This window comes from Bradyrhizobium sp. SZCCHNR1043 (assembly GCF_032489675.1).
GTDB lineage: Bacteria > Pseudomonadota > Alphaproteobacteria > Rhizobiales > Xanthobacteraceae > Bradyrhizobium.
The window spans coordinates 96,790-119,586 of the sequence record NZ_JAUEYN010000007.1 but is presented as its reverse complement, the minus strand read 5'-3'; the positions used below and the strand labels follow the sequence as shown (position 1 = coordinate 119,586).

General features: G+C 65.7%; 21 protein-coding genes and 1 pseudogene. 7 read left to right on the top strand and 15 right to left on the bottom strand.

The genetic code is table 11. The features are described from left to right. Genes QX039_RS13940 through QX039_RS13930 form a run of 3 tightly spaced genes read left to right on the top strand, consistent with a single transcriptional unit; the run spans position 1 to position 2,686 of the window. Positions 1–693 (top strand): tetratricopeptide repeat protein, encoded by a 693-nt coding sequence (locus QX039_RS13940; RefSeq protein ID WP_315735447.1) that lies wholly within the window; start codon positions 1–3, stop codon positions 691–693. Between the two features lie 2 nt (positions 694–695). Further along, positions 696–2,042 carry a type II and III secretion system protein family protein gene (locus QX039_RS13935; RefSeq protein WP_315735449.1) on the top strand — a complete coding sequence of 449 codons (1,347 nt, stop codon included), beginning with the start codon at positions 696–698 and terminating at the stop codon, positions 2,040–2,042. A gap of 23 nt (positions 2,043–2,065) precedes the next feature. Then, positions 2,066–2,686, top strand: coding sequence for a hypothetical protein (locus QX039_RS13930; protein ID WP_316219513.1), 621 nt, complete (start codon positions 2,066–2,068; stop codon positions 2,684–2,686). Positions 2,687–2,983: 297 nt separating this feature from the next. Here QX039_RS13930 and QX039_RS13925 read toward each other — a convergent pair. Further along, positions 2,984–3,398 (bottom strand): annotated as a pseudogene (locus QX039_RS13925) (tyrosine-type recombinase/integrase); the annotation flags it as partial. A 377-nt stretch (positions 3,399–3,775) separates the two neighbouring features. On the opposite strand from QX039_RS13925, the gene QX039_RS13920 reads away from it, so the two are divergent. Then, positions 3,776–4,285 (top strand): hypothetical protein, encoded by a 510-nt coding sequence (locus QX039_RS13920; RefSeq protein WP_315735453.1) that lies wholly within the window; start codon positions 3,776–3,778, stop codon positions 4,283–4,285. A gap of 13 nt (positions 4,286–4,298) precedes the next feature. Here the strand turns inward: QX039_RS13920 and QX039_RS13915 are convergent, their stop codons facing one another. The 4 genes from QX039_RS13915 to QX039_RS13900 all read right to left on the bottom strand — a co-directional run bounded on the left by QX039_RS13915 (position 4,299) and on the right by QX039_RS13900 (position 7,786). Continuing rightward, complete coding sequence (locus QX039_RS13915; protein ID WP_315735455.1) at positions 4,299–5,495, bottom strand: acyl-CoA dehydrogenase family protein; 1,197 nt, start codon at positions 5,493–5,495, stop codon at positions 4,299–4,301. 105 nt (positions 5,496–5,600) lie between these two features. After that, on the bottom strand, positions 5,601–6,614 hold the full coding sequence (locus QX039_RS13910) for a formamidase (RefSeq protein WP_315735457.1): 1,014 nt from the start codon (positions 6,612–6,614) through the stop codon (positions 5,601–5,603). Positions 6,615–6,747: 133 nt separating this feature from the next. After that, positions 6,748–7,311: a TetR/AcrR family transcriptional regulator gene (locus tag QX039_RS13905; RefSeq protein ID WP_315773272.1), complete on the bottom strand. Its 564-nt coding sequence runs from the start codon at positions 7,309–7,311 to the stop codon at positions 6,748–6,750. A 13-nt stretch (positions 7,312–7,324) separates the two neighbouring features. Then, on the bottom strand, positions 7,325–7,786 hold the full coding sequence (locus QX039_RS13900) for a nuclear transport factor 2 family protein (RefSeq protein WP_315773273.1): 462 nt from the start codon (positions 7,784–7,786) through the stop codon (positions 7,325–7,327). 275 nt (positions 7,787–8,061) lie between these two features. Here QX039_RS13900 and QX039_RS13895 point away from each other — a divergent pair, with 275 nt between their 5' ends. After that, complete coding sequence (locus QX039_RS13895; protein WP_315773274.1) at positions 8,062–9,651, top strand: ATP-binding protein; 1,590 nt, start codon at positions 8,062–8,064, stop codon at positions 9,649–9,651. Positions 9,652–9,740: 89 nt separating this feature from the next. Continuing rightward, positions 9,741–10,301: a hypothetical protein gene (locus QX039_RS13890; protein WP_315773276.1), complete on the top strand. Its 561-nt coding sequence runs from the start codon at positions 9,741–9,743 to the stop codon at positions 10,299–10,301. A gap of 27 nt (positions 10,302–10,328) precedes the next feature. On the opposite strand, the gene QX039_RS13885 is transcribed toward QX039_RS13890, so the two are convergent. Both QX039_RS13885 and QX039_RS13880 read right to left on the bottom strand, forming a co-directional pair. Continuing rightward, on the bottom strand, positions 10,329–11,690 hold the full coding sequence (locus QX039_RS13885) for a UDP-N-acetylglucosamine-peptide N-acetylglucosaminyltransferase (RefSeq protein WP_315773278.1): 1,362 nt from the start codon (positions 11,688–11,690) through the stop codon (positions 10,329–10,331). 153 nt (positions 11,691–11,843) lie between these two features. Further along, positions 11,844–12,107, bottom strand: coding sequence for a hypothetical protein (locus tag QX039_RS13880; RefSeq protein ID WP_315773280.1), 264 nt, complete (start codon positions 12,105–12,107; stop codon positions 11,844–11,846). A 331-nt stretch (positions 12,108–12,438) separates the two neighbouring features. Here QX039_RS13880 and QX039_RS13875 point away from each other — a divergent pair, with 331 nt between their 5' ends. Next, entirely contained in the window at positions 12,439–13,260 is an 822-nt protein-coding gene (locus QX039_RS13875) for a porin family protein (protein ID WP_315773282.1), read from the top strand. Between the two features lie 80 nt (positions 13,261–13,340). Here QX039_RS13875 and QX039_RS13870 read toward each other — a convergent pair whose 3' ends face one another. From QX039_RS13870 to QX039_RS13835, 8 genes are all read right to left on the bottom strand, one after another. Beyond that, positions 13,341–14,465, bottom strand: a complete 1,125-nt coding sequence (locus QX039_RS13870) for an ABC transporter permease (RefSeq protein WP_315773284.1) — start codon at positions 14,463–14,465, stop codon at positions 13,341–13,343. Positions 14,466–14,468: 3 nt separating this feature from the next. Then, the gene (gene rbbA, locus QX039_RS13865; RefSeq protein ID WP_315773286.1) at positions 14,469–17,228 is read right to left on the bottom strand and encodes a ribosome-associated ATPase/putative transporter RbbA; all 2,760 of its coding nucleotides are present in this window, start codon (positions 17,226–17,228) and stop codon (positions 14,469–14,471) included. Then, positions 17,225–18,325: an HlyD family secretion protein gene (locus QX039_RS13860; protein WP_315773287.1), complete on the bottom strand. Its 1,101-nt coding sequence runs from the start codon at positions 18,323–18,325 to the stop codon at positions 17,225–17,227. The genes rbbA and QX039_RS13860 overlap by 4 nt, the downstream gene beginning before the upstream one ends. A gap of 156 nt (positions 18,326–18,481) precedes the next feature. Next, the gene (locus tag QX039_RS13855; protein WP_315773288.1) at positions 18,482–20,425 is read right to left on the bottom strand and encodes a tetratricopeptide repeat protein; all 1,944 of its coding nucleotides are present in this window, start codon (positions 20,423–20,425) and stop codon (positions 18,482–18,484) included. Between the two features lie 69 nt (positions 20,426–20,494). Next, positions 20,495–21,238, bottom strand: a complete 744-nt coding sequence (locus QX039_RS13850) for a di-trans,poly-cis-decaprenylcistransferase (RefSeq protein ID WP_315773290.1) — start codon at positions 21,236–21,238, stop codon at positions 20,495–20,497. A 37-nt stretch (positions 21,239–21,275) separates the two neighbouring features. Then, positions 21,276–21,656: a transcriptional regulator gene (locus tag QX039_RS13845; RefSeq protein ID WP_315735483.1), complete on the bottom strand. Its 381-nt coding sequence runs from the start codon at positions 21,654–21,656 to the stop codon at positions 21,276–21,278. After that, positions 21,643–22,260 carry a hypothetical protein gene (locus QX039_RS13840; protein WP_315735485.1) on the bottom strand — a complete coding sequence of 206 codons (618 nt, stop codon included), beginning with the start codon at positions 22,258–22,260 and terminating at the stop codon, positions 21,643–21,645. The genes QX039_RS13845 and QX039_RS13840 overlap by 14 nt, the downstream gene beginning before the upstream one ends. A gap of 141 nt (positions 22,261–22,401) precedes the next feature. Next, positions 22,402–22,695, bottom strand: a complete 294-nt coding sequence (locus QX039_RS13835; RefSeq protein ID WP_315735488.1) for a DUF3551 domain-containing protein — start codon at positions 22,693–22,695, stop codon at positions 22,402–22,404. Positions 22,696–22,797 lie beyond the last annotated feature (102 nt).

Sequence of the window (22,797 nt, the reverse complement as noted above, 5' to 3'; positions counted from 1 at the left end):
ATGCGTAGCTCTGAAGGCCGGGAAACCGCGTTCAACAACCATCTGAAACCAAGTGCCGGTGTTTGCAGGCGAATGGCGCTGGCTGGCGGCATCGCCGGTCTGCTCTGCGCCTGTTCGTCGCTGAGCCCAGACATTGGCGGACCGGTGCCGACGCCCACGACCGCACGCGCCTCGGTCGAGGGTCGCAATCTCCCGGCCTCCACGGCAGCCGCAGCAGCTCCCGCCAACCAAGTCGCCGGGATGGAAGACAAGGACGATCGAATCAGAAAAGCGCGAAGCGAGCTCGCCAGACATCAAGCCGAGCCCGCCCTGGCAATCTTCACCAGCGTGCTCACCTCGGACCCCGAGAACATTCCGGCGCTCAACGGTCTCGGAGTGGCTCTCGACATGCTCGGCCGCCACGACGAAGCTCAGACAGCCTATCGTCAGGTGCTCGCAATCGCTCCCGCCGACATGATCGCAAGCAACAATCTGGGACTATCGCTTACCTTGACGGGCCGGTACGCCGACGCGATGACGGTTCTGCGGCCGATCGCGCTCGGTGAGAGCGCCTCGCCTCGTGCACGCCAGAACCTCGTGATCGCTATGGCGCTGAGCGGAGATCGCGATGGCGCCGCCAAGCTTGCGCGGGTCGACCTTCGGGAAGAGGACGTGAGGCTCAATCTCGAGATGCTCACGGCGATGCGGCGCTGACGATGGGACCGTTTCGAATTTCGCCATCCGCCTGGCTGACCTCGATCGTGGTGATCCTTATGATGCTGGTTCATTGCGCGCCGGCGTCATCCAACGCGCGGCAACAGGTGCGGATCTACGCGTCTCAGGGCGAGATGCTGACCTTGCCCCGTCCGGCTTCCAAGGTCTTCGTCGCCGAGCCGGCTGTTGCGGACGTCCAGGTCGCGGCCGCCAACCGCGTCTTCGTTTTCGGCAAAAAGCCCGGCCGTACGACGCTCTTCGCGCTCGACGATTCCGGCGCGACCGTCGCGACGTTCCGGATTGCGATTGCCTATGACGAGAGTGATCTACGGCAGCTGCTGCGAGCTCAATTCGCAGACCTCGACGTCAGGCTGTCGCGGACGCCGCGCGGCGCGGTGCTGAGCGGGCTGGTGCCCAACGCCGACATCGCCGAGAAGGTCCGCTCCACCTGCGCGCAGTTCCTCGGCGAGGACGAGGTGCTGCTCAATCAGTTGAAGATCGGCGGGAGCACGCAGGTGAACCTGCGGGTCCGTATTGCCGAAGTCTCGCGCAACGCGGTGAAGCAACTCGGCGTCAACTGGGAGGCCGCAGGCTCGGCCGGTGGCTTCAGCTTTGGGCTCTCGTCGGCGGCCTCAGGGAGGATCAATACGCCGGCAAATGGCAGCTACAGCGTGACTGCCATCGTGGATGCGCTCGCTCAGGAGGGACTGGTTTCAATCCTGGCAGAACCGACGCTCACCGCTGTTTCGGGTCAGAAGGCGAACTTCCTGGCAGGCGGCGAATTTCCGATCCCCGTCGCCCAAGGGCTGGACCGCATCTCGATCGACTTTCGTCGCTACGGCGTGGGACTGGAGTTCACACCGACGGTGCTTTCCGATCGTCTGGTCAACCTGCAGGTCAAGCCCGAGGTCAGCGAGCTCTCGAACGAAGGCGCCCTGATCATGAACGGCGCCCGCGTCCCGAGCCTGATTACCCGGCGGGCGGAGACCACAGTCGAGCTCGGCAGCGGGGAGAGCTTCGTAATCGCCGGACTGCTGCAGAACAAGTTCAACACCGGCCTGGACATGTTGCCGGGGCTGGGCGACCTGCCGGTACTGGGGGCTCTGTTCAGGTCGACACAGTTCCGGAAGAACGAATCCGAACTGATCATCATCGTCACGCCGACGATCGTTCGGCCGATCAGCGAGTCGGCGCGCATACCTGTCCCGACCGACTTCGTCGGACCACCTTCCGAGCTGGAGCGCATCATATTCGGCCGTCTTGGAACGACACGCCCCGGGGCAGGCCCGATCGAGGTGCCGGTGCCGGGCCGGAGATTGCGTGGCGATGCCGGCTTCCTGATCGAATGACGGTCCTCCAAGGAGCGATAAACATGGCACCGATCAGAAGCGGCCTCGCCATCGCCCTCGCGGTGCTGGCTGCAGGCTGCGCTGTGGACCGGACGGCACCGCCACCGCAGCTCGCAGGTGAAACCGTTCATTACGTCTACGATGTACCTGCAGGACGCTGTTCTGCGGCGAGTTCCGGCGTCGAACACTTCGTGGCCGCGACGGCGAATGGCCGCCCTGAAAGCGTCCGTGCCTGGATCGAAGGACCGCCGGGGCCATGCACGGCGGCGATCGAGCATTCCATCATCCGAGCCGGCGTGGATCGCTCCCACGTCAGGCACGACGTTGCCTCGGCAATGCACCACGCGACGCGTGTTCACATCGATCGCCTGCTCATCAGCTCCGTTCGCTGCCATCTGTCGGATGGCTTCAATCGCGGCATCTTCGCCGACAATACTGCCGATCCGGCCCTCGGCTGCAGCACGGCTGCGGCCCTTGGCGGCATGGTTGCGGATCCGGAGGATCTTCAAGCCGGAAAAGGACGCAGCCGCGCGGAAGGGGAACCGGCCACCCGCGCGGTCGCGAATTTGCGCGGGGAGCAACCAACCCGTGCCGAACCAACCGGCGAGGACCACCCGCAGACCACGGCTCATCCCGCGCAATGATTGTTCAAACCGGAGAGCTCAGCCGTCGCCATTCCGACCTGGAGAGACCTCAGCGTCGCACGTTGCTTAAGGATAAAGCGGAGGCGATGGTGCCGTTGATCCGCAGATTTCTTGATCGCAAGCCCTCGGAGAGCTCAAATATTTTCCTGCGAAAGAGGTCGGGGGCGAAGTATCCAGAGGAGGTACGCCTCCGACTTCCACGTGAAGACGCGGTCGGGTTCGAGACAGCGGATCTCGACGTCGCAGCGTCACGGCGCGCTGGCTCAGCTGCCAAGTTGTACGTGTTGGATTACGCGGCTAAGTCGCTCTCTCCCTCGGTCTCTTCGAGTTCACTGCACGAAGAAGCCTCTGTAGGAAGCGGACGAGAGCGGCTTTTCGAGAACTTCGGTCCAAAGCATGCGCCGTTTAGTTAAAATCCGTTCCGTCAAGGAGGCCTTGAATGTAGCCAGAGATTGTGTCTGCCGCCATGGTGAGCGCCGTATCAAGCGTATGGATGTACTTGCTGGTCACCGAACCTTTGGCATGCCCACGAGCGCAGCAATGGCTACCTCGGTAGAGCCGAGGTCGTTGGCGATACTCGCGAAGCTATGACGTAGAACGTGCGGGGTGATGTCCCATAGCGGGGAGTGTTCAAAGATGTGCTTCCATTGATTGGGAAGCTGCCGAACGCATTGTCATCGCCTTGCCCCGGGAACACGTATGTGCAGGAAGTATCTTTTCGCTGGCGCGAGCATTCTGATCGTCGCGTGCCACCATCGCAGCAGCCCTAGGGCGGCATGAAGATGTGCCGCGTCGAACCATCTCGATCTTCACGGCCTGGAGCAGCGGCGATAGCGCAAAGTTGCGCTCAGAACCGTAGTGCAGACTCCAGTACGCGCGGCGAGAGGTTGACCGGCGCGCCGCAGTCCTGCAAGAAAGCGACACGATGACGACCTCGCCCTTGATCCTGCCGGACGCTGCCGAGGGACGCTGGCTCCTGGTCGTGGTCGGTCGTCTCGATGGAACGTCGCCCCCCCCAAAGGACTCTTTTTCGAGCCTGTCCGCGGCTACATAGATGACATCGGCTTTTGCAGCGGCCTGGATCGGGATTTGACGCAGCGACCGCCGCGCCAGGACATCGTCCCTTACGATCACATGTGTTCGGACCGCTTCTTCTCTTTTCGGCCGGACGAGAGCGGCAGCTCACTGGGCAGCGTCGAGGTGAAGGAGGCACTGGTCTACGATCAGTACATGCGCGGCGACATCGACTTCACGGGCTTCAGGGTGACCGTCTCGCTACGAGAGCAGGCCTACCAAGCCTATCTGAGTCATGTCGGCTTGATGCGGCAACCTGAGCTGCGCGATCGCGAGTCCTGGGATGGCCGCCTTCTCTTCCGCATCCCCTCGCGTCCTTTCGCGTTTCCCATGCCGCGCGGAAACTCCGGTCCGTGGACGTTCGGAAAACGGGTGGTCGACCCATTGCAGGTGATCGCTCGGTTCGCCTTCGACGAGATCGAAATCCAACGGCTGCGTGACGACCGAGGCCGCCGCGTGACCATGGGCGAGGCTGCGTGCGACAGGGATCCCGGCTGGCAGGCGCCCTTGCGTCTGCGGGCCTGACGCGCAGCGCGCCTCAGCCACGCACCACGCCGGCCCGCGCCTTCAGAAACTCGCGCGCAACGATCAGCTTCTGCACTTCGGTCGCGCCTTCGTAGATGCGCAGCGCGCGGATCTCGCGGTAGAGGCTCTCCACGATCTCGCCCTTGCGGACGCCGCGGCCGCCGAACATCTGCAAGGCGCGGTCGATGACGCGCTGGGCGGTCTCGGTGGCGGCGAGCTTGGCCATCGCCGCCTCGCGCGTGGTCGGCAGCTTCTGCACGTCGCGGCGCCAGGCCGCGCGGTAGGTCAGCAGCGCTGCGGCATCGGTCTCGGTCGCCATGTCGCCGAAGGCGGCCTGCGTCATCTGCAGGTCGGCCAGCGCGCCGCCGAAGATCTGCCGGCTCGAGGCATGCGCCTGCGCCTCGTCGAGGGCGCGGCGACCGAAGCCGAGGGCCGCAGCCGCCACCGAGGCACGGAAGATGTCGAGCGTCTGCATCGCCAGCTTGAAGCCGCCGCCGGGCGCGCCGAGCCGGCGGCTGGCCGGGATGCGGCAATTCTGCAGGCGGAGCGTCGCCAGGGGATGCGGTGCGATCACCTCGATGCGCTCGGCTACGGAGAAGCCGGGGTCGTCCGGGAAAACGACGAAGGCGGAGATGCCGCGTGCGCCGGGCGCCTCGCCGGTGCGGGCGAACAGCGTGTAGACGTCGGCGATGCCGCCATTGGAGATCCAGGTTTTCTCGCCATCGAGCACGTAAGTATCGCCGTCCAGCCGCGCCGCGCAGGCCATCGCGGCGACGTCGGAGCCCGCCTCCTTCTCGGACAGCGCGAAGGCCGCGAGCCACTCGCCGGAGCGCACCTTGGGCAGCACGCTGGCACGCAGCTCCGGCGAGCCGCCGAGCGCGATCGCGCCGGAGCCGAGGCCCTGCATGGCGAAGGCGAAATCGGCGAGGCCGTCGGCATAAGCGAGGGTTTCGCGCGACAGGCAGATTGCGCGCGAGTCGATCGCGGTAGCGTCCGCGTCCGGCGCGACGACCGCGCTGTCGAGCAGCCCGGCTAGGCCGAGCGCACGCACGATCTTGCGGCAGGCGGCATCGACGTCACTGTGATCGACATCGTTGAGGCTGCCCGAGCCGACGAAGTGATCGAGCGCCTCGCACAGCCGATGATGCCGCGGCTCGAAGAACGGCCAGTCGAGCCAGTCGCGGGGGATCACCTTGGCCGATGCACTCATGATGGACCTGTCCGCCAGATTATTTTAAGTATAAAATAATTGGCGATCGATCGGCTTGTCAAGGTTCCGGCAGCGTCATCCGCGACCCGCCGCGTCCGGTGCGCTTCACTCCGCCGCCTTGCCGAGCTTGCCGAACACGCGCGTCGGCGCCGGGAAGCCGCAGGACGTGCCGTCGGTGATCTTGACCTGATCCTCCCACGGCAATCGATAGGTGCCGGCGACCATGTCGTGCATGAAGGTGTAAGGGCAGTCCATCGCGCCGCCTTTCACCGCGACATAGCCGCGGTGCCAGAGCTGGTAGATGTTGTTCTCGACGCCCCAATTGATGCGGGCCTCGCGCACGAGATCGGGGCGCACCTCGGCGGTGATGATCTCGTCGGGCCGCCCCGTCGTGCCGTGCGCGAGAATGCTGCCGTCGAAATTGACGATCATGCCCTCGCCCATGGAATCGAACGAGCCATCGGAGCCGCACATGCAGACATTGGCGGTGACCATCAGGTTCTGGAACGCGTTGGCCTGGTTGGTGAAGCGCCAGCTGTCGCGGATCGGCGCGGTGTAGCCGGCGGTGCGGATCATGATCTCGGCGCCCTTGTAGGCGCATTCCCGCGCCATCTCCGGGAACATGCCGTCATGGCAGATGATGAGTGCGATCTTGGCGCCACGCGGTCCCTCGATCACGGGGATGCCGAGATCGCCGGGCTCCCATGGCTCGACCGGAATCCACGGATGGAGCTTGCGGTAATACAGCTTGATGTCGCCGTGGTCGTCGATGATCAGACCCGAATTGTAGGGGTTGCCGTCGGGGTTGTGCTCCATGATGGAGAAGCAGCCCCAGATCCTGTTGTCGATGCAGGCCTGCCTGAAGGCTGCGACCTCAGGCCCGTCGCGCCGGCACATGATCTCCGGATTGGTGTCCATCGACAGGCCGTGCAGCGAGTACTCGGGGAAGACGACGAGATCCATGGTGCCGAGATTGCGCCGGGCCTTGCCGACCATCCAGACGATCTTCTCGGTCTGCCGCGCGAGGTCCTCTTTTGTCGCGACCACGGGAAGCTGAAGCTGCACCAGCCCGATGACCACGCCGTTGTCGGATTTGTTGAGACCGCCTAAGCCGTTCATGCCGGACCTCCCAGAATGTCGCCGCTGCGCGAGACGTTGCCCAAGACAACCACGATTTCACGAGAGTCGCGCGCCGATATTTCAGCCCGCCATTTGCCGCTTGCGGAGGCAGACGCCGCCGGCGTTTCGGGAGTCAGATGACAGATGATCGTTGCAGGCGCGCTTGGAACCGCGTCAGCGCGCGGCCGAAAACGGCCGCATCACCGGTCGCGCGCGCCAGCACCAGTGCGCCCTGGATGCCGAGCACCACCTCCTCGGCGCTATCGGCGGCCCGCGCCGCCGGCCAGCCGCCGCGGACCAGCGCCTCGCGCAAGGCCTCGATCCAGCGCGTGAAGTAGCTGGCGATGGCGGCCGCGAAACGATCCCGCGTCTCGTCGAGCGCAAACGCCCCGACCAGGCAGACGCGGCGGCCGGAGCGGAAGTAGTCGTCGACGCCGCGCCACATCCGCGGGATCGACTGCTCCGGCGGATCATTGCGCAGCGGCGCATAGATCTCGCGCTCGAACCAGGCGTCGACATGCGCCAGCACCGCGCGCCCCATCTCGTCCTTCCCGCCTGGAAAGAAGTGATAGAGGCTGCCTTTGCCCAGTCCCGTCGTCTCGGTGATCCGGCTGAGCGAGGTGCCCTCGAAGCCGAACTCGCGGAACACCTCGGCGATCAGCGGGATGACGTCGGCGCGCTCGTTGAGCGTCCGCATGGCTCTGCCTGCTTCAAAGTCCCAATTCGGTCAGGCCGGGATGATCGTCCGGCCGGCGCCCGAGAGGCCAGTGGAATTTGCGATCGTCCGCCTTGATCGGCAGGTCATTGATGCAGGCGTAGCGGCGCTGCATCAGCCCCTGCCCATCGAACTCCCAGTTCTCATTGCCATAGGAGCGAAACCAGTTGCCGCTGTCGTCGTGCCACTCATAGGCGAAGCGCACCGCGATCCGGTCGTCGCTGTGGGCCCAGATCTCCTTGATCAGGCGGTAGTCGAGCTCCTTGGCCCATTTGCGGGTGAGGAAGGCGACGATCTCGGCACGGCCGGTGATGAACTCGGCGCGATTCCGCCACCGGCTGTCGGGCGTGTAGACCAGCGACACGCGCTCGGGGTCGCGGCTGTTCCAGCCATCTTCGGCCATGCGCACCTTCTGGGTGGCAGTCTGCAGCGTAAACGGCGGGGCGAGAGTGCTCACGGGACATCTCCTTGTGTACCATCTCGCATACTCTGTACTGATTGGTACAGATCGTCAAGCCACTTATGTCGAGCGGAGCTCCCGGCACAAGCTCGGCCGCATGCAATCCGGTGGACGTGCGAAGGCCTATGCCGGCGGTGCCCCTCTACCGAATGCGCGCGCCGCGACAGTCAGAACCCTTGTGTGCTCAGCGGAAATTCGATGTTCTGCTAAGGGAACCGACCGCGCCGCGGGGGCGACACGGTCCGCCGGCTACATTTTTGAGGATATCGGACATGTCGATGCTCACGCCGCATGGCGAGTGCCTGCTGTGGACACCTGAGCTGATCTGGGTGAACACGGTGTCCGACATCCTCATCTCCTTCGCCTTCTTCACCATCGCGTTCGTGCTCGCCTTCATCGTCTATCGCCGCCGCGACTTTCAGTTCAGCTACATCTTCTGGGCCTTCGCGCTGTGGGTGTCCGTGTGCGGGATGACACGACTGATCGAGGTGCTCACGATCTGGGTTCCGGCCTACAGCCTGGAGGCGGCCACCAAGGGCTTCCTGGCCTTCATGTCGATCGGCATCGCCTCGGCGCTGCTGCTGATGCTGCCGCGGGTGCTGACGATGCCGTCCCGCGCCGAGCTGCGTAACGCCTATGCGCAGCTCGAGGAGGAGACGCGGCAGCGGCGCACCGCCGAAGCCATGGTCAAGCGCTTCCAGGAGATCGAGGCCACCGAGGCGCAGGTGCGGCAGGCACAGAAGATGGAAGCGATCGGTCAGCTCACCGGCGGCGTCGCCCACGACTTCAACAACATCCTGACCGTGATCACCGGCACCATCGAGATCCTGGCCGACGCGGTGAAGGACCGTCCGCAGCTGGTGCAGATCACCAGCCTGATCAACTCGGCGGCCGCCCGCGGCGCCGATCTCACCCGCCATCTGCTCGCCTTCGCCCGGCGCCAGCCGCTGCAGCCGCGCAGCGTCGACATCAACGGCATGGTGGTCGACACCGCCCGCCTGCTGCGCCGGACGCTCGGCGAGCAGATCGAGATCGAATCCATGCTGGCGCACGATTCGGCGCCGGCCATGATCGACCCCAGCCAGCTGTCGACCGCGATCCTGAACCTCGCGCTCAACGCGCGCGATGCCATGCCGGACGGCGGCAAGCTGACCCTGGAAACCAAGAACGTCCTGCTCGACGCCGCCTATGCGCGCATGAACCCGGAGGTGATCCCCGGCAACTACGTCATGATCGCGGTCAGCGACACCGGGGAGGGCATCCCCGCCAACCTGCTCGACAAGGTGTTCGAGCCGTTCTTCACCACCAAGGATGTCGGCAAGGGCGTCGGCCTCGGGCTGAGCATGGTCTACGGCTTCGTCAAGCAGTCCAACGGACACATCAAGATCTACAGCGAGCCGGGGCACGGCACCTCGGTCAAGCTGTACCTGCCGCAGGCCAATACCGATGCGGATGCGGCACTATCAACCGTCAGCGCCGAGGGCATGGAGCGCGGCGACGAGACGATCCTGATCGTCGAGGACGATTCGCTGGTGCGCGAATATGTCATCGCCCAGATCAAGCGGCTCGGCTACACCACGCTCGCGGCCAGCAAGGCCGACGAGGCGCTCGCCCTGATCGATAGTCCGGTCCGCATCGACCTTTTGTTCACCGACATCATCATGCCCGGCGGCATGAACGGCCGCCAGCTCGCGATCGAGGCGCTGAAGCGGCGTCCCAGCCTCAAGGTGCTGTACACGTCCGGCTATACGGAGAACGCGATCGTTCACCACGGCCGCCTCGATGCCGGCCTGCTGCTGCTCACCAAGCCGTATCAGAGCGCCGATCTCGCACGCATGCTGCGGACCGCACTGAACTCTTGACCGTGCGATGCGCGACGCATGATCCGGCTTGCGGGCACGCGCGTTTCCGGGCGGTGATGCGCACCTTCTTGCGGAGCTGAGGGACTTGAATGGCCGAGATGTTTTCACGCTGGCTGGCCGCCGTGCAGGCCTATGCGTCGGCCGATGACCCGCAGTCCGACATCGCCGCCAAGGTCGCGCTGGTCATCGTCTCCAACCAGCCGTTCTATCCGCTCTATCTCCATGCCATCGTGGGTACGGCGGCGTGGCCGGCCTGGCTGACGCTGCTCACGGCGCCATTGTTCGCCAGCGCGCCTATGCTCGCGCGGCGCAATCCGTTCGCCGGCCGCGCCCTGATGGTCCTGACCGGCACGGTCAACACGGTGTTCTCCGTCAAGCTGCTCGGCGCGCAGAGCGGCGTCGAGCTGTTCTTGCTGCCTTGCGCCCTGCTCGGCGCGGTGCTGTTTCGGCCAGCGGAGCGCCTGATGTCGTTGCCTTTGTTGGGACTGCCATTCGTGTCCTATCTGCTGATCGATCCCCGCCTTGGCGAGCCGCTGATGAAGGTCGCCGACTCCAATTTCGCGTCGCTCGTCGCGATCAACGCGACCAGCGTCGGCGCGCTGACGGCCCTGATCGGGATCCTCGCTGCCGCACGCATGGCGGCGCAGTAAGGCGCAGCAAGCCCACCTCGTCCCTGCTCAAGACTTCGACGCCCAGATCGGCCCTGGCGCGCCGCCGCTGCGGCGGCGGTGCCACATCTGGTCGTAGAGATCCTGCAGCGACCGGGCATAGGCGGCAGCGTCGAACAGCGGCGCGGCCAGCCGGTTGCGCCAGAGCCTGGCCTTGGCCGCCTGCAGCAGATCCGGCTCGGCGGCGAGCGTCAGCGCCACCGCCAGATAGTCGGCCTCGTCCGATGCAATGAGCTCGGGACATCCGACCGCATGTAACAGGCTGCCGGCGACCCGCGAGGCAAACGTGTCCCCGGCGCAGCTCACGATCGGCACGCCAGCCCACAGCGCGTCGCTCGCCGTGGTGTGGGCGCCATAGGGCGCGGTGTCGAGCACGAGATCGGCGAGCTGGAGCCGGCGCAGATGCTCGCCTTGCGTCGTTTCCGGCGCGAACACCAGGCGACCGGGCGCCACGCCGCGCCGAAGCGCCTCGCCGCGCAGATTGCCCTCGGCCCGATCGGACGCCAGCAGCCACAGCACGCTGTCCGGCGTCGCGTCGAGCAGGCGGCACCACAGGTCGAACACCGCGGGCGTGAACTTGTAGGCCTGGTTGAAGCAGCAGAACACGATGCCGGCGTCCGGCAGGCCGACCTCCGCACGGGTCGGCGCCGGGCCCAGCGCTGCCCGGCCGTGCGGCTGGTACGAATGCGGCATGTAGGCAAAACTCTCCGAATAATCGGCCGCAACGGCCAGCGGTGTCATGAACGGATCGGTGATCATGTAGTCGCAGATGCCGCCGCCCAGCGTCCCGGGATAGCCGAGGAAATTCACTTGGACCGGCGCCGGATGCAACATCAGGATTCCGGTTCGGGCACCGCGCGTATAGCCCTTGAGGTCGACCAGAATATCGATCTGCGCGGCATGCACCGCGGCTGCGGCGGCGCTGTCGCTCAGCGCGGTCACGTCATGAAAGCCGTCGAAGACGGCGTGCAGCCGGCCCCGCATGGCGCCGCGATCGTCGGCGCCGAATGAGAAGGCGTGCAGCTCGCAGCGATCGCGGTCATGCGCCTCGAGCGCTTCGATCAGCAGATGCGCCGTGGCGTGGTCGTGGAAGTCGTTTGAAAGGTATCCGACACGAAGCTTGTCGCGGAATGTCAGATCGAAGCGAAAATCCAGCCGCGCCCGCTCGGCGCCGCTGGCGGCGATCCGGTCGCGAGTCCACAACTCGGAGCAAAGGCGATGCTCGCCGGCGCTCATGCCGGGCACCGAGAGCAGCAGGAACGGCGGAATCTGCCCCGATCGCGCCTGCGCCAGCGACAGCCGGACATCGGTCGACGACCGGGCGAAATCATCCCAGGCACACATGCCGCGGTCGCGCCCGAGCGATCTCATTCAGGTCCATCCATGGCGGAGGCTGAAATCAGACCCAGCAAGTCCTGCGCCAGACCCCGGCCTGCAGATGAAATGGAGGCGCGCTGTGACAACTCCCTCGCTGTAGCTCGGGCGCCGATCGCGCCGCGGGAATGACGCGCTGTGTCCGAAGAACTACGCGGCCGCCATCTGCAGGTGCGACGGCCGGGAGGAGGCTCCGTGATGGCTCATATTGTAGTTGATGTTCGCCGGCGGTTGCGACGGCGCCTGGCGAGCGACGAAATAATCCTCGAGCTCGGCGACCGCACGGCTTTCCCATTCGGCGGCCTGCATCAGCAGCGAGTCGCGCTGATGCGGGCGAAATGCCGCGGTCTGGCGGTACAAGGAGGCGATGGTCCGATAGCGCCTTACGTTCTCGAGAACCGCTTCCCCGTTCATGATGCACTCCCCTCTCCGTCCTCCAGGACGCGCCGAAGGTGCACGTGCGCGCTTTGCGAAATCGTTAGCGGGCGGGACAGCGTGTCCGGATGGTTGGCGAATCGTTGCCTAACGCACTGCGGCGGATTGTCCGGTTCGTGGAAAGAGGTCGGTATCAGTTGACCGCCCATCCGGATTTACAATGACTTAAGGTTAAGACCATACGCGCAGAAAGTGACGCCGTCACAGACACCTACGATCACGAGTGTTGTAGTTGGACTACAGCCTAACAGGCCAAATTGTGAGAAAAGCTTGTCTCAATGTTGCACATTTTAATTGAGGATTGTGACCGATGAAGACCCTTGCCTCAGCCGTCTCTTTGCTCCTCGCCAGCTCGCTCGGCGCATTCGCCGCGGATCTGCCGGCCCGCTACACCAAGGCTCCTCCCCCGGCCGTGATCTACAATTGGACCGGCTTCTACTTCGGCGGCAGCGTAGGCTACGGCTGGGGCCGGTCGAACTTGAACACGACGCTGGACCAGACCAGCAGCTGGGCGGTCGAAGGCGCCGCCTTCCAGAATCAGTTCGTCAACATCAGCAACAACCGGCTCAATCCAGCCGGCGTGCTCGGCGGTCTGCAGGCCGGCTACAACTGGCAGAGCGGTGCCGGCGTCTTCGGCATCGAGGCCGACATCAACGGATCGGACCTCAACAAACGGACGGTCTACACGGCGGCCAACCCGCCCACGACCCGCACCTTCAACGAGAGCATCCGGAACGACTGGTTCATGACCCTGCGCGGCCGCGCCGGCTACGCGGTCGATACAACGCTGTTCTACGTCACCGGCGGTCTCGCCGTCGGCAACGTCAAGGGCAGCTGGGATCTGACTTCGGCGAACGGCTACACCAAGACCGCCTCGGCCAACGAGACGCGGGTCGGCTGGACGGTCGGCGCCGGTGTCGAGCATGCGTTTGCGCCGAACTGGACCGTCAAGGCTGAATATCTCTACACCGACCTCGGCAGCATCAACTACACTTCGGCCTACGTCCCGGGCAGCACCTTCGCCCCGCCCGGCTCGAACTACGTCGAGCGCCTGTCCCAGGACTTCTCATTCCACACGGTCCGGGTCGGCGTGAACTACAAGTTTGGTGGCCCGGTGGCCGCGCGCTACTGATCGCCGTCATCCATAGCGACGCCATTCAAGGAAAAGCCTCGGCCCAGTGCCGAGGCTTTTTTGTTGGGGTCTAGGGCGGGTCAGGCCGCCGCGATCGCCGCCCGGAAGCGCCGCAAGGTCAGCGCCAGGACCACGGCGCCGATGGCGGCGACCGCAGCGAATTGCGGCCACACCACATCGATGCCGGCGCCGCGATAGAGGATCGACTGGGCGAACGACACGAAATGCGTCGACGGCGACGCCTTCATGATCGTGGCGAGCCACACCGGCTGGCTTTCCACTGGCGTCATCCCGCCCGACAACAGGTTCATCGGCACGGCGACGAGGATATAGAGCAGGCCCAGCTGGGGCATCGATCGCGCGATGGTGCCGAGAAACAACCCGACGGCGGTCGCGAAGAACAGATAGAGCACGGTGCCCACCATGAACAGCGGGATCGAGCCCATGATGGGCACGTGCAGGTACCACCGCACGACGGCATAGAGCGCGATGGCGACGGCGACCGCGATCACCAGCGCGTTGGCCCAGATCTTCGACATCGCGATCTCGAATGGCGACAGCGGCATGACCAGCAGATGATCCATGGTGCCATGCTCGCGCTCGCGCACCAGCGCCGCGCCGGCCAGGATGATCGCAAGCATGGTGACACTGTTGATGATGCCCATCACGCCTTCGAACCAGGCGGTCGTGACATTGGGATTGAACGCGATCCGCGTCACCAGATTGACCGGGGAGGGCGAGGATGTCTCGGATCGGGCCACGAACCAGGCGACCTCGGTGTTGATGATCTGCAGCGCATAGCCGGATCCGATTCCCGCCTGGATCATCGCGGTCGCATCGACGTTCAGCTGCACCGACGGCCTCCGCCCGGCAAGGACGTCGCGCTGGAAGTTCGGCGGGATGTCGAGCACGAACGTGAAGCGGCCGCTGTTCATGAGCCGCTCCACCTCGCCCTGGCTGATGTAGACAGGCGGCTGGAAGTAAGGCAGCTGGAATACGCTGGCGATCCGACGCGACAGCTCGGAGCTGTCCTCATCGACGACGGCGATCGAGGCGCGATGCAGCTCCTGCGAGCTGCTCTGCGCCTGGCTGATCACCGCCACCGTGAACGAATAGATCACGAGCCCGATCAGCACGACGTCGCCGAACAGGCTGCGCAGCTCCTTGGTTCCGAGCCAGAACACGTTGGAGAGCGAGTGCATCATGGCTCACGCCTCCTGCTTCGGCAGCATCGCCAGGCTGAACCCCGTCAGGACGGGAATGAAGATCAAAAGGATCAGGATGTCGGCGCCGACATCGGCAAAGCCCAGCCCCTTGGTGAAGGTGCCGACCGCGATCGGGCGGTAGTACGTCATCGGGAAAACCATGCCGATCAGCTTGGCCACACCGGACAGCGACGACACCGGGACCAGCATGCCCGAGAACTGCGTGGCGGGCAGCACGGTGAGGATGGCGGTCCCGAACAGAGCCGCAATCTGGGTGCGGCAGAAGGTCGAGATCAGCATGCCGAAGCCGGTGGTGGTGACGACATAGACGAACGTACCGACCATCAGCGGCAGAAGGGCCCCCTTGAGGGGCACGCGGAACAGGACCGTCGCCATCACATACATCAGCACGAAGTTCACCAGCGCGACGGCGATGTAAGGCAGCTGCTTGCCGAGCAGGAATTCGAGCCGCGTCACCGGCGTGACATAGAGGTTGGTGATCGACCCCAGCTCCTTTTCGCGCACGACCGCGAGCGCCATCAGGATGGCCGGAAACAGCGCGAGCAGCAGCGCGATCGTGCTTGGGGCCATCGCGTAGATGCTGTCGAAGGATTGGTTGTACTTGAACCTGATCTCGACATTGACCGACGAGGCCGGCAACGGCTGCGTCGTCTTGACGGCGGGATCGGAGAGATAGAGCTGATGCGTACCCTCGAGATATCCGCGAATGGTTTCGGCGCGGAACGGCATCGCGCCGTCGATCCAGGCCGACACGAAGGCCGGCCGGCCGCGCTTGATGTCGACACCGAAGTTCGGCGGGATTTCGATCGAGGCCTTGATGTCGCCGCTCTTCATCCGCCGTTCGAGCTCGGCATAGTCCGCGAGCGGTGGCCTTTCGACGAAATAGCGCGAGCCTCTGAGCTCCGACAGATAGGCACGGCTCTCCGGCGACTGATCGCGATCGAGCGCGGCGAAGGTCAGGTTGTTGACGTCCGTGGAGATGCCGAAGCCGATCACGATCATCAGGAACGCCGTTCCGAACAGCGCGAACATCAGCCGGATCGGGTCCCGGATCAGCTCGAGACCTTCGCGGATCGTATAGGCGAGCAGCCGCCGCAGACTGAAGGCGGCCTGCCCCCGGTCGTCCTGCGGCCGATCGACGGGACGCGGATCGGGCTTCGCCTGGGTCAGCGTGACCGGCGGATCGGCGACGCCGGCATCCTGCTCGAGGAAGGCGATGAACGCCTGCTCCAGCGTCTGCACGCCCTTGGCGCGGATCAGCCCGTCCGGCGTATCGGTCGCCAGCACCCGCCCCTCATGCATCAGCGACAGCCGGTCGCAGCGCGCCGCCTCGTTCATGAAATGCGTGGAGACGAAGATCGTCATCTCATCCTGACGCGAAAGTTCGATCAGCAGGCGCCAGAACTGATTGCGCGCGACCGGATCGACGCCCGACGTCGGCTCGTCCAGGATCAGCAGATCGGGTCCGTGGACGATCGCCACCGCGAGCGACAGGCGCTGGCGGATGCCGAGCGGAAGATCGGCCGCGAGGCTGTCGATATGGTCGGTGAGGTCGCAGCGCTCGACCAGTTCGGCAATCCGCTTCCCGGCAGCGGCCAGCGGCAGATGGAACAGCCGCGCATGCAGCACCAGGTTCTGCCGCACCGTGAGCTCGCCATAGAGCGAGAAGGCCTGTGACATGTAGCCGACGCGGCTGCGCGATTCATGATTGCCGGCCTCCATGGAGCGGCCGAAGATCAGCGCCTCGCCTTCGGTGGGCGGCAGCAGCCCCGTCAGCATCTTCATCGTCGTGGTCTTGCCGCAGCCGTTCGAGCCGACGAAGCCGAAGATCTCGCCCTTGCGGATCTGGAAATTCACGCGGTCGACCGCGGTGAAATCGCCGAAGCGGCAGGTCAGGTCGCGCGCGACGATCACGGTCTCTTGGCTGCCGTCGAGCTCGGACTTCGCCGGCATCTCGGCCCGGTCGCGCGCCGGGCGGTCGGGCAGCAGCGCGACGAACGCGTCCTCGATCGACGCCGCCTTGGTCTGCGCCTTGAGCTCCGCTGGCGTGCCGGTCGCGAGGATGCGCCCGTCGTTCATCGCGATCAGCCAGTCGAAACGCTCGGCCTCCTCCATATAGGCGGTCGCGACGATGACGCTCATGCCCGCCGTGCTGCGCGCGCGCAGGCGGTCGATCAGGTCCCAGAATTGCCGGCGCGACAGCGGATCGACGCCGGTGGTCGGCTCGTCAAGGATGAGAAGATCGGGATCATGGATCAGCGAGCAGCACAGGCCGAGCTTCTGCTTCATGCCGCCGGACAGCTTTTTCGCCGGCCGGTCGGCGAAATCGGACAGCGCCGTCGCTTCCATCAGCTCGGCGATGCGCCACTCGCGCTCGGACCTCGACTGGCCGAACAGCCGGGCAAAGAACGCGATGTTCTCGCGCACGCTGAGATCGGGATAGAGATTCTTGCCGAGGCCCTGCGGCATGTAGGCGATCCGCGGACACACCTGGGTGCGGGCGCGCCGGTCCGCCATGTCGACGCCGAGCACGCGCGCTTGGCCGTCCTGGATCGCGCGCGCGCCGGCCAGGATCGACAGCAGCGACGACTTGCCGACGCCATCGGGACCGATGAGCCCGACAACGCGGCCGGTGGGAATATCGATCGAGACATCGTCGAGCGCGACGACGTCTCGATAGCGCTGCGAGACGTTCCTGACGATCGCGACCGGAGGCGCATCGCCGATCGTGTCAGCCGTCATGGCGACACGTGCAGACGCGCCGGCCATGCGACGTCCGGATTCCACCGGACATACGCCACGCCCGGCAACCCGCTCCTCACGGCATCGGCGTGCGCGGCCAATCTATCCTGATCGACGCGCACACGGATGCGAAACATCAGCTTGTCGCGCTCGCTCCGGGTCTCGACCGTCTTCGGCGTGAACTGCGCCTGGCTCGCCACGAACGACACTTTCGCCGGGATCGGACGATCCGGATAGGCGTCGAGCACGATGCGCGCCTCGGTGCCGATCTTGACCTTGCCGACCTCCTCGGTCGGCAGGAACACGTCCATGTAGACATAACCGATGTCGAGCATGGTGAAGATCTTGCCTCCGACGGCGAGGACTTCGCCGACATTGGCGAGACGATATTGAATGCGGCCGGGCTTCGGCGCGATCAGGGAGTTGTCGGCGATCTGGACGGTGTAGAGCGCGACGTCGTGACGAACCGCTTCGAGCCCGCGTTCGGCTTCGAAAATTCGCGCCTGCGCGCCGGCGAGGCCGGCGGTGGCATTGTCGAGCGCCTGCTGACGCTGATCGGCCAGCTCGCGTGTGGTCCAGCCGTTCTGCAGCAGGCTGCGCGTGCGCTCCATCTCCTGCTCGGCGAGCGTCTTGTGCGCCTGCAATTGCGCGAGATTGGCGCGGGCCTGATCGACGACGTGCTGCGCCTGCTCGGCCTGGGCCTGCGCCTTCGACAGCGACTGCTGCAGCTCCTTCGTGTCCATCCGCGCCACGATCTGCCCGGCCTCGACGCGATCACCGATATCGGCGCGCAGCTCGGCGACGCGCCCGGCAAATTTGGTCGCGATGTCGATCTGGTCAGCCTCGATGCGACCGTTGCTGACGCTGATGCCGAGCGGCAGCGGCGGATGCAGCCGCTGCCACCAGACATAACCGCCACCGCCGGCGACTCCGCCGGCGAGCACGAGCAGCAGAAGCGGCCACAACGCCCACCTGCGCCGCGGCTGATGGGACACGGGAACAGGCACCGCCGACGCGGGAACGACAGCGCCGGGCTCAGCACGCACGTCCTGAACGGGCCGGATGTCGCTGACGAGCTCGGATTCCTGCTGATTCATTCCAAAAACGCCTTCGTCGCTGAAGCAGGCGTTCCGTTTGCCATACGCACGCAGAAATCCGTTGACGCAGCTCAATCGCCATCAGGCGGCACGCGCCGGCGGCTCAGCCAGCCAATCACATTTCAGTTATGGCGTTGGTCGATGCTCAAGCGTTCATCAGGGGCTGAACGTCGCGAGCGGTGCGGCGAGCGCCTCGCGAACGCGCGCGACGACGTCGGCATAGTCACGTCGCGCATCCTGGCGGAACAGCCGCACGCTCGGATACCACGGACTGTCGTCACGGCCGAGCAGCCAGCGATAGTCCGGCGTGAAGGGCAGCATGATCCAGGTCGGCTTGCCCAGCGCGCCGGCCAGATGCGCCACGCTGGTATCGACGGTGATGACGAGGTCGAGATTATCGATCAGCGCCGCGGTATCGACGAAGTCACCGATGTCGGCGGTGAGATCGAGAATGTCGTCGCGCGCGGCGAGCGCGGCCTTGTCGGACGACCGAGGCTCCTTCTGCAGACTGACGAACCGCGCGCCAATCTCGAACAGCGGCGCGAGCGTCGGCAACGGCATCGAACGGTTGTGATCGTTGAGATGCGCGGGGTTGCCCGACCAGACCAGGCCCACCCGCAAGCGGTCATGCGGACCGAGTCGCTGTTCCCAGATCGCCCGGCGCGCCTCGGGAGGGCGCGGCAGATAGCACGGCGCGGCAGGGATCGTATCGAGCCGGGTGTCAAACGCGAGCGGCAGGCTCGACAGCGGACAGTGATAGTCGATGGCAGGCAGCGCATCGATGCCGCGGGCAAGACACTGCGCCACGCCATCCAGGCCGGACAGAAGCGGCTGCAGCGGCGCGTCGACCTCGAGCACGACGCGCGCGCCCTGCGCGGCCACCATTGTGGCGTAGCGCGAAAACTGGATCGTGTCGCCGAGCCCCTCGTCGCTATGGAGCAGGATCGTCTTGCCGGCGAGGGGCGCGTCGGCAAGCCACAGCGGCGCCTCGAAGCTGCGCTCGACGAAGCCGACGGCGCGACATTTTCGTCCCCATTCGCGCGCCGCCCAGCCACGGGCGAAGTCGCCGGTCAACAGCCGGAACAGCGCCGCGTTCCAATGCGCATCGGCCAGATCAGGCCGCAGCGCGACGGCGCGATCGAAGCTTTCGAACGCCTCTGCGAAGCGATGCAGCTCGGCCAGCGACGTGCCGCGATGATTGTGGAAATCCGCGGTCTGCGGCCGCAGCGCGATCGCCTTGTCGAACATGGCGACGGCGTCATCATGACGGCCGAGGTTCTGCAGGATGCATCCATAGCCATTGGCGAAGTCGGGATTGTCAGGCGCCAGCACCTGCGCGCGATGGCCGAGAGTCTCGGCTTCCTGGTAGCGGCGCAGCCGCCGCAGCGCGATGCCCTTCAGGTACAGCACGCCCGCCTGATCCGGCATCACCGCCAGCGACTGCCCGAAGCGCGAGATGGCCTGCTCGTAGTGGCCAGCATCGAAATGAAGCGCTCCGGCCTTGTTGGCCGCCTCGACATGATCTGGCTTGAGCTGTGCCACCTGATCGAAGGCCAGCGCCGCCTCGTCACGCCGGCCCTGGGCTTCGAGCACCTCGCCGAGACGAAACCACGTCGCGGCACGATCGGGCGCGAGCTGCAGCAGCCGATCGCAGGCCAGCGCCGCCTCGGCGTGCCGCTCCCTCAGTTGCAGCAGTTCGCCAAGCGCATCCCAGCTCTCCACCGCATCCGGCTGCAGCTGCAGCGCGCGATCATAGGCCTTGATCGCTTCATCGACGCGGCCGGAGTCCCGCAGCGCCTGCGCCAAGCCGACGAAGGACTCCGCTGCGGAAACGTCCTGCCGAACGGCGCGGGCAAACCACTCGATCGCATCATCGGCGCGCTTGAGCGCCAGGCAGACCTGTCCCATCGCACGCAGCGCGTCGAGCGAGGCCGCGTCCAGCGTCAGCGCGCGGCGGCACGCATCCTCGGCCTGCGCGAGCTGGCCGGCGCGCAGCAGCCGCAGGGCGGCGGCACACAGCGCATCAGGCGTATCGCTGTGGCCCATCGATCCGGATTTGACCGGGGGCTTGCCGGCGGGCCGGCGCGGCTTGTGCTTCATCAGGGGATCTCTGCGCTCGTGCTGCAAGCGGTAGATGATTCCCCGATGCGCGGAAAGATTGCGTCGGCGTCAGGAGACCGGTGCCGGCGCCAGCGGCACCGCCTCGAGGCCGCCGAAGCGACGCTCGCGGCTGCGGAACGAGGCGAGCGCCTGCGCCAGATCTGCGGCATCGAAATCGGGCCACATCCGTTGGGTGAAATGCAGCTCGGCATAGGCGCCTTCCCAGAGCAGGAAATCGGATAGGCGCTGCTCGCCGGAGGTGCGGATGATCAGGTCGACGTCGCGCAAGCCGGCTTCGCCCGTCACGAGGTCGGAGAACGCCGCACGCGTCAGGCCGTCGATCTCGCGGGCCTTCGCTGCGGCCTCGAGGATCGCGTCGCGCGCTGAGTAGTCGACGGCGATGCGCAGGTGCAGGGTGCTGCCATTGCGGGTTGCCGCTTCGGCCCGGCCGATGGCGTCGGCGATGCCGCCGGGCAGCCGGTCGCGGCGGCCGATCACCGTGAGGCGGACGCCGTTGCGCACCAGCGACTCCACCTCGCTGGCGAGATAGACCCGCAACAGCGCCATCAAGGCGGCGACCTCGGCACGCGGGCGTCGCCAATTGTCGCTGGAGAACGCATACAGCGTCAGCGTCCCGATGCCCTGGTCGGGCGCGGCTTCGACGACGCGACGGATCGCGTCGACGCCCGCCTCGTGCCCGCGCAGCCGCGACAAGCCCTTGCGCGTCGCCCAGCGGCCGTTGCCGTCCATGATGATGCCGACATGCAGGCCATCCGACACAGCAGGCGATTTCGGTTGCAGACTACTTTGCATTGCAAAGCTCCAGGTCAAAAAAAATGCGATGCGCGATTCAGACGCGGCCGGGGATCAGGCCGACCGACGATGGCGTATGCTCCTTGCCGGCAGCGGCCGCGGCGTCGCGGACGAGGCGCTCGAGCACGGCGAGATAATCGAGGAAGCGGCGGCGTCCCGCCTTGGTCAGCCGACAAGTGGTGTGAGGGCGATTGCCCTCATAGCCCTTGGTGACCTCGACGAGGCCGGCCTCCTGCAGCACCTGCAGGTGCCGCGACAGATTGCCGTCGGTCAGCCCGCAGAGCTGCTTGAGGTCGGCAAAAGCGAGACCCTTCGGGTGCGCCATCAGCGAGGTGAGCAGGCCGAGCCGGGCCTTCTCGTGGATGACGCGATCGAGGCCGTCATAGGAGAACGGCGCGCTGCCGTCAGTCTTCGACATCGGACTCTCCGGTCGCAAAATACAGAATGCCCGCCATCAGCCCCTGTCCGATCGCGAACGGAAGCCCCATCGTCCATGGCGACAGCGCATGCGTGGCGCTGCCCACCAGCAGCACCGCGAAGCCGGCCAGGAAATAGAACGCCCCGGCCAGCGCCACCGTGCGCGGCAGCGAGCGCACCGACGCGAACACGCCGAGCGACATCAGGATCTGCCACAGGCCCGGCAGCATCCACAGCGCCTCCGGCGCGAACTTCCACAAGAGCACCGCGAGCAGCACGCCAGCGATGCCCGCCGGTAGGAACTGCTCGACCGCCTGGTGGATCATCGCGTCCGCAAGGCCGGAATGATGCCGGCGCGACCGCGCCCGCATCTCGAACCAGATCATCGTCAGCGAGACACAGGCTGCCGCCGCCCATCCGAGCAGGAACGTCCACGCGTCCGCCGTCGGGTCGCGCAGAAACAGCTGCTGAAGCAGTGCCGTGACCAGCGCAACGGCCGAGGTCGCGGCCATCGTCGCCGGCCCGTAGCCGCGAAATGCCGTGCCCGCCGCAAGCTGGCTGCGGATCGCAATGATGTCCGCCAGCGCCTTGTCGAGGTCGCGCATGTCTCACCTGAAGCCGGGACCGGCTCATTCAACTTTGCAATACAAAGTATATACGAACGCAAAGTCGATGCAAGCCCGCGCGAACCCGGAGCGCGCCTGCGTCAGCCGATCGGCCGCGCGTGCCGAGTTCGGTCGAGGGTGTCAGTAATACGAATAGCGGTGCACGCGGCGCGGCGGCGGCATGTCGACATAGACCGAGGGGCCGCGGCGGGCAGGATCGAACGCGACGCGCGGATTGATGCCACAGCCTGCATTGCGCCCGGAGGCGCTCGCCCGGCACTGCTCGAAGGTGTGATAGGAGCAGTCGCCGGGATAGCCGACGCCCCGGCCCTGCACACACCAGGGATAGTCGTAACCGCCTGCGGAGGCCGGCGCGATACCGCCACCAAGTGCAACGCCGACGAGGCCGGCTGCCATCATCATCACCTTGCGCATGATCTGTTCCTCTTCTGGCCGGAGGGTTGCACCACACCGGCATGGTCAAAAAACGACAAATCGGCGGAACGGATCACCAACCAAGGCAGTGACGTGTCGCAT